At 39.9% G+C, this 7,161-nt stretch carries 7 protein-coding genes; 1 reads left to right on the forward strand and 6 read right to left on the reverse strand.

The window, feature by feature from the left end:
• Positions 1-150: 150 nt before the first annotated feature.
• The 3 genes from I3252_RS04845 to I3252_RS04855 all read right to left on the reverse strand — a co-directional run bounded on the left by I3252_RS04845 (position 151) and on the right by I3252_RS04855 (position 3,607).
• A complete protein-coding gene (locus I3252_RS04845; RefSeq protein WP_238034389.1) occupies positions 151-546 on the reverse strand; it encodes a hypothetical protein in 396 nt (131 codons plus the stop codon).
• 454 nt (positions 547-1,000) lie between these two features.
• A complete protein-coding gene (locus I3252_RS04850) occupies positions 1,001-1,840 on the reverse strand; it encodes a hypothetical protein (RefSeq protein WP_238034390.1) in 840 nt (279 codons plus the stop codon).
• Between the two features lie 474 nt (positions 1,841-2,314).
• Positions 2,315-3,607, reverse strand: coding sequence for a saccharopine dehydrogenase NADP-binding domain-containing protein (locus I3252_RS04855; protein WP_238034391.1), 1,293 nt, complete (start codon positions 3,605-3,607; stop codon positions 2,315-2,317).
• A 504-nt stretch (positions 3,608-4,111) separates the two neighbouring features.
• Between I3252_RS04855 and I3252_RS04860 the strand changes: the two genes are divergently transcribed.
• Positions 4,112-4,267, forward strand: coding sequence for a DUF1328 domain-containing protein (locus I3252_RS04860; protein ID WP_021814049.1), 156 nt, complete (start codon positions 4,112-4,114; stop codon positions 4,265-4,267).
• Between the two features lie 116 nt (positions 4,268-4,383).
• On the opposite strand, the gene I3252_RS04865 is transcribed toward I3252_RS04860, so the two are convergent.
• From I3252_RS04865 to I3252_RS04875, 3 genes are all read right to left on the reverse strand, one after another.
• Positions 4,384-4,677 carry a 4a-hydroxytetrahydrobiopterin dehydratase gene (locus tag I3252_RS04865; RefSeq protein ID WP_055123632.1) on the reverse strand — a complete coding sequence of 98 codons (294 nt, stop codon included), beginning with the start codon at positions 4,675-4,677 and terminating at the stop codon, positions 4,384-4,386.
• Between the two features lie 375 nt (positions 4,678-5,052).
• Positions 5,053-5,346 carry a GNAT family N-acetyltransferase gene (locus I3252_RS04870; protein ID WP_238034392.1) on the reverse strand — a complete coding sequence of 98 codons (294 nt, stop codon included), beginning with the start codon at positions 5,344-5,346 and terminating at the stop codon, positions 5,053-5,055.
• Positions 5,347-5,568: 222 nt separating this feature from the next.
• A complete protein-coding gene (locus I3252_RS04875) occupies positions 5,569-6,918 on the reverse strand; it encodes an acyl-CoA desaturase (RefSeq protein ID WP_238034393.1) in 1,350 nt (449 codons plus the stop codon).
• Positions 6,919-7,161 lie beyond the last annotated feature (243 nt).

The raw sequence follows: 7,161 nt of genomic DNA on the forward strand, positions 1-7,161 counted from the left end.
CAGCCATTAGGCTGCCTTTTTTATGGAATGTATCTAAAAATAGAAATTGTTAATGAACACTAATAACTACTCAAAACTTAACTCGCTGAATAACCTCTTCTGCGTGATTTCAGTTAACAGCGGGGTTCATATCGTACTTTATTTCGTATTCTATAATTCTTCTGTGGCTTCTTCAGCTTCTTGTAATTTTTCTTGTGTATCTAACGAGTCTTCTTCTTGCATCGCTTCTTCAGAATCTTGAATCAGCTCTTGCTCGGCATCCATTGCTTCTTGCTCAGCTTGAAGCTCAGTAGTCATCGGCTGTTGATTAGCACTGTTGTTAACGCTTGCTCTTGAGATAATTTGTGTCTCACTAATCTGAAATGGGCTAGACTGATTGTCTACTGAAGCATTATTTGTATTGTCACCTTCCATCTCAAGTGTGGTGGCGGTAGCCGCTGCTTGCACATCTACTGCCGCAGTATCAGCAGGTGCTGCCATAGCCAAACTTGGGATAGTGAGCGCAGCGCCGATCAGTAGCGATAAAGATAGAGTATTTTTTTTCATTAATCAATTCCTTAATTTACAATCTTATAATGTCAGTTTAAAAAATTTCAAACTTGACGCTTATGTTGCTAACTGCTGTATACAGCAGTTGCATATCACACATTCATTTAGTAATTCAAATCTATATATTTAATATATCTAACATTTAATTGATAGACAAAATAAAATCATGATAACCATTAAGAGACTATCATGATGGATTTGGATAAAGAGCTTTATAAGCTGACCTAAATCAGTGATAAAAATCTAAAGGGGAGAATACCAACTAAACAAGCGTTAGTTCAGTAGTCCATAGATTAAAATTCTAACAGACGGATGTTAGCAGGTGACTTTGTGCAACTACTGTATGGTTATTGTCAGATAGGAAAATAGTATTATTTGCTACTTTCCTATCTCTAATTCTTATAACAATGATGTCTCAACGAATCTTGTTCGTTTATATTTCATTAGAGTCTTATTCAATAACAATATACTTGCCAGTATTTGGATCAACGACGCGTTGTTGAGTGCTGCTACTAGGAACACGAATGACTGGGAAGGTTTGATTGATTTCAGTATTGTCGATGACATCCGCATCTGCTTCTTCACCAACGATTACAGTACGGTTAGCCTCGTCTTCGATAGCAATGGCTGTACCTGACGCTGTGTTTACTCGCTTGATTTGATCTTTCGGTACGATGATGACTTCTTTGACACTATATTTAGTAGGGCGGATAACACGTGTGGTTTCAACGATGACAGGCTCTACACGGCGATCTTCGATAATCGCGAGTTGTGCTTCTGGTGCTTCAGCTTCTTTTGTTTCGCTCATAATAGGCGTTGGAAACTTGGCACCGAAGTGGTTATCGCACTGCTGCATGCTTAAACGTACTGGATTGCCAGCCTTATCCATATAGACGTTGACAGGCATATCAGCGGCGATAGGGACGTATTTCCCAACCAATGCACCCGAAACACCATAGCGACCATTTGACTGCCCAACCCCTAAATCACAAGCACCTGCTGAGTAATCACTGGCTGTTAAGTTGTTTGCATTGACCACTGTCTGAGGAATCATTACTTCAGACAAGCGCATTTTTTTGACAGTCGCTTCACCTGCTTGGCGCTTTGGGTTTTGATAAGTATAAGGGGTATAAAATTTGGCCGAACCGTCTTTGACAGCGGTGACACACTCCTCATAACTGTCATAGCCAACATTGCCGTGGCTATCGGTAGTCATAGCAGCATTAGCAGAGCTTGCAAACATAGCAAGACCAGATGTCATCACAGCAGCGGTCAATATATTCATTTTCATTGTCATGTCCTTTTAATTAGATGAGGGGCTATTGATTTATTCCAAGTTTATGATAAATCAGTAAAACTTAATTTTTATTAATATGATTTTTATTGCATTAGAAAATTACTCTGACGCGTTTAAAGTCCAAATGAAATGTTAATGAGCCAATTATTCCTCTCAAAGCTGCTATGCAATATGGATTAAAAAATATGGGGTAAAAAATCGCCTAACTTTTTTTATCCTACGTCATTCACTGCAATATGGCTGTGACATTACTCTAGAAATGTGTAGCTTAATGTATTAAAAAGGCAAGAAGTGCCAATATCGTTTACCAAAGAATCACGTTATTATTATTTATTAACAATCGCTCAAAAAATTGCAATCTGAATAATGAGAAAAAATAGGCAATAAAAAACCGGATCTCATTGCTAAGATACGGTCATTAGTGCGCTATGAAAAATCAGCGTGTTTTGATTTTATAAATGGGTGCTTTTAAGAATCGACAACTTCAAAACTAAGACCTGCATGCTCTTCTAAACGCGCTAGCAGATGATTACCCATGGCAGAGGCTGGCGTCCAAAAACCGCCACCAACTTCTTCTTTGCTGATATCTTGTGCTAAACATAATGCTGATTGCGCTAGCATACGCGAAGTACTGCCATAACCTGGATCTTTGTCACCCGTTACTTTCGTATTGATTGTGTCTTTATTAGCCGTTGCCCCAAAGAGGCGAATGTCAAAGTAGCCGTTTGCTTGCTCTTCTGCAGACGGACCAGAACCTGACTTGGGTAGCACGTGCTTAGCTAATAATTCACGGCTCGGTTTGACCATCATAGCAGTAGCAAATCCAAACAAGCCTGCGCTCATTGCATAGCTTGATAATTGACCTTTTACACCATCTTGCATCCACATTGCTTCGTCATATTTAAAGTCACGACCATATTCATAGCCAAGCAATTGGTTGGTGCGATGAACGATACGGGTATTGATGCTAGCCATCACAAAAGGCGCAAGCCAGCGTTTGTGCTCACTATCGTATTTTGGCTTACTGACATTAACTTGGCGCACGTTTGGCGCATCTTTGTCATCGTTGAGTAGATAAGGATTTGCTACCTGCTTACGACGTGACTTGTCCTTTCCAACTTCTTCAAAAATAGTCGCCATCGAGGCAATGGTGCCACCTGATAGACCGCCTTTCGCCGCTTTGACACGCATATGAATCACATCACAAGCGCGACCAAATTTCTCTTCTGCTTGGGTTTGAGTAAAGTAGACGCCCAAATCCGATGGAATCGAATCAAAGCCACACGAGTTGACAATACGAGCGCCGCTTTGCTTTGCCGCGTCCTGATACTTGTCCATCATATCTTTGATAAAGATAGCTTCACCAGTGAGGTCGACATAATCTGTCCCATGAGTGGTACAAGATTTGATCAGCGGCTCACCGTATTTGAGATAAGGACCGACGGTTGAAATGATGACTTGAGTTTGTTTGGTCATCTCATCAAGGCTGTCTGCGTCGTCACTATTAGCAAGAATAATATCGACAGTGCTGCCAAGTTTAGATTGTAATTCGTTCAGTTTTGCTTCATCACGCCCAGCAATCGCCCACGTGACATCGGCGCCCTCTTTGTCTTTAGTATTAGATAAAAACTCTGTTAAATAGTGCGCTGTGATTTGACCAACAAAGCTGGTTGCACCATATAAGACAACCGCGTAAGGACGCTTTTCATCGCTATGCTGTCGTGTATTGTTTGAGGTATCCGTATTAGTATTGCTATCCATATTTATTATCCTTAATAGATGTTTTGATGAGTCGTGTGACGTTTAAAATTTGTTGCCATTTAACAGTCAGAGTTTGAGGTCTGATTTTTTGATAGCAATCAGGCAGATATATTAAAGTATTTTTGACCAGTAAAAATGACTTGTAAGTTACTGTTTATAGCAGATTATATGATGGAAATGTTGACGGCTAAGTAATAACTAACCATCTATACACATAACTCCCATAAAGAGATGAAAAAAAGGTTCGATGTTAAGATTTGCTACAAAGGTTACATAACCTACCGATATCATTACCAAAATGAACGTTTTCTAAAGATAAATATTGCTAATCTATGGTCGTAAGCAGTAATAATGGTGAAAAACTAATAAGTATTAAAAAAACAAAAAGGAACCTTAGAGAGAGCAAGGCAGTCATTAATAATAGTAATTATTTCTTATTAATAATTGTCCATTGCATCAACCTAAATATCTGGTTTTCTAATAATAATTTTTAAGGAGAAGGTTATGTTTCGCTGGGCTATTATTTTTGCCGTGATCGCACTGTTAGCAAGTTTATTGGGTTTTGGCGGTGTCGCAGGATTGTCTGCTAATTTGGCATATATTTTCTTAGCAGTCGCTGTCATTCTATTTATTGTGGCATTTGTAAGCCGCAAGATGTAATTAATACCTGTAAATTGTTAAATAAAAAAAGTCCTCAATTGAGGACTTTTTTTGGTATTTAATAATGTATTTACTAATAAAGGATTTTTATAAACATTATAAAAACAAACACATCACTATAAACGTTTCGGCTGGACTATGTGTTCCATCCGTTTCGCCAGACGAATATCATGGCTGGTAATACCGCCGGTATCGCCAGTAGTCAAGCGCACCTCTACCACGTTATACGTGTTGCGCCATTCGGGATGATGCTCGAGCGCTTCGGCATGGAACGCTGCTTGATTCATAAAGCTTATGGCTTCGATGAAATCGCTAAAGTGATATGTTTTTACGATAGCATTGCCCTCGCGCTGCCAACCGGGCAATTCCTCTAGCTGCAAATTTACTTGCTTATCAGATAAACTACTCATATTAATCACCTTTATTATTATGTTGGTTTGGTTTATTAAAAACTATATCAGGCACTACATTGTATCTGTCAAAGCTATTTTACGAAACTTCAATTCTCTTTTTCAGTTATATCATTAACGCTATTACGTCACTGTAAAGACCTTTTGTTCTATTGCCATTATAGGCCAGAAAACCCGCCTATATTTGCTATCTTGCCATATATTCAAAGATAAATATACGAGGGCAGATAGCAAATAAATAGGAGGGTAGTAGCGTATTAACGCTTCAATTTTATTAGCCAAGTTGAACCATAATAAATGCTTAAAACCTTTCTAAAGAAACTATGACGCTTACTAGCATACTGCATTTTCTATGGCTTATTGCTAAAGAGTGGACTATAGCAAGTCTTGGTAATCAGGATGTTTGCTGATATATGACGAGACAAATGAGCACTGTGGTATCACTTTTTTATTCTGTTCACGAGCATAGTTGAGGGCATGCTTGACCAATGCTGAGCCAATACCGCGCCCGCCTAACTCCTGAGGTACGATAGTATGATCATAAACTAATGTATCGTCACGCTCTTGATAGCTAATATAGCCAGTATGACCGTCAATAGAGGTCTCAAAGCGTTTAGCCTGTTCATCATGGGTGATGGTTAGGTCTTGTTCAGAGTTTTGATTTTTCATGGATATTCTCCGTTATTATTGATTGTTATCATTAAATATTATTGGTTTTTTTTAGTATGGATTAAGCGTATTTTTAAATGAAAAAAGCTTGAATGACCGAATAGATTATTCACTAAAGTATGAGTCCCTTCGATTCACATTTATAGTTCTTTAGCGTAAGAGTCGATAGAGTAAATGTTAAGACTAAAGGGGTCGACCAGTGGTCTCCATATGAGCTGCACATCAAGCATAAAATAAGGCTTGGCGCATGACAGGGGGAAGATATTTACCTAATCCACGTATAGCGGGCAGCTCTTTTGGTCTTTCTGTTACGGCATGATTTGTTTCAAGGATTGACGTAGTTTGTGAATGTAAATAAGACTGCCATTCTTCAGCACTTGGCTTGCTAAAGTGGCGGATACGTCCCAGCATTTGCCGGAATTGTGTACCAAAACGTCCAGTATTATAGGGTAGATTGTACTTGCGGCATATTGCCTGTAATTGTGGTGCGATACGAGCATAGTGACTGGCTGGCATGTCAGGGAAGATATGGTGCTCGATTTGATGCGATAAATTTCCCGTCAAAATATGAAACAGCTTACCGCCTTGAATATTGCTGGAGCCCAGAATTTGACGCACATACCAGTCACCTTTAGTCTCATCGGCATCGAGATGGCTATAGATATGGGCTTGTTCGGTAAAGTGTCCACAGAATATCACCGCCCATGTCCACAGATTACGAGCGATATTGGCAGTAACATTACCGCTCAGTGTGGTCATAGCACTACCTCGACCTAATGTTCGCCCTGCTAACGTGGGTAGTACAATATGATCTTTGCCCACTTGCCGGGCGATTTTGGCAAATAATGCGCGAGATTTCTGTTGCATGGTTTGGTGTCGATCAGGGGAGTCCGCGTATTCGTCGACACTGATTTGAATATCATGAAAGGCGACCGCCCACTCAAAACCTAGAGCCAATATCGCTGTTTTAAACATATTATGGCGGTCGCTTGGCGTCCAAGGTTGCTCATCAGTCACGCGAATTAAGTGATAGCCAACATCATGGTCACGACCAACGATATTGGTAAAAGTATGATGCAAGTAATTATGAGAGTGTTGCCACAATGGGGCAGGACAGACAATATCCCAATCAAACTTTTGGCTATTGAGATACGGGTGCTGCATCCAGTCATACTGACCATGCATGACATTATGCCCAAGCTCCATATTGTTTAGAATTTTGCTGAGACTCAGTAGCGAGGTACCCAATAACCAAGTCGCGACTATTTTATATTTTGATTGCATGCATCCAGCCGCTGCCAGTAAGCCACGCGCTGTCATTTCACTATAGACTACCGCGGCATACACTCGTTTAATGTATCGTGCGTCATCACTACCTAACGAATCCATCACGCTTCGGTAAAGCACATTTAATTCATGAGCGAGGGCATCAGATTGCGCCTTTGGTAAGGGCGCTCCTGTCAACGTTGGGTAGCGAGTCAACTGCTTTGCTTTCTGCTGTTTTGCATCAGTTAGTGGGGTCAAAACGGGTACAGCAGATTGTGCAGTAGTGACGGGTGGTAGCAAGCGCATAAATAATCCTTAACCGAAATGGTACGGAGAGTCGGTACTGGGTTCGGTTCAATAAGTTGTTTAAGTTTTTTACCGTAGGCTATAAGGTAACAGCAGGCTGTGTTTCTATCTTATGAGCCGTTATGAGCCGTTATGAGCATTTATGAGCATTTATGAGCATTTATGAGCATTTATGAGCATTTATGAGTATTTATGAGTATTTATGAGTATTTATGAGTATTTATGAGTATTTATGAGTATTTA

The sequence above is a fragment of the Psychrobacter sp. Ps4 genome (assembly GCF_022129285.1).
GTDB lineage: Bacteria > Pseudomonadota > Gammaproteobacteria > Pseudomonadales > Moraxellaceae > Psychrobacter > Psychrobacter immobilis_A.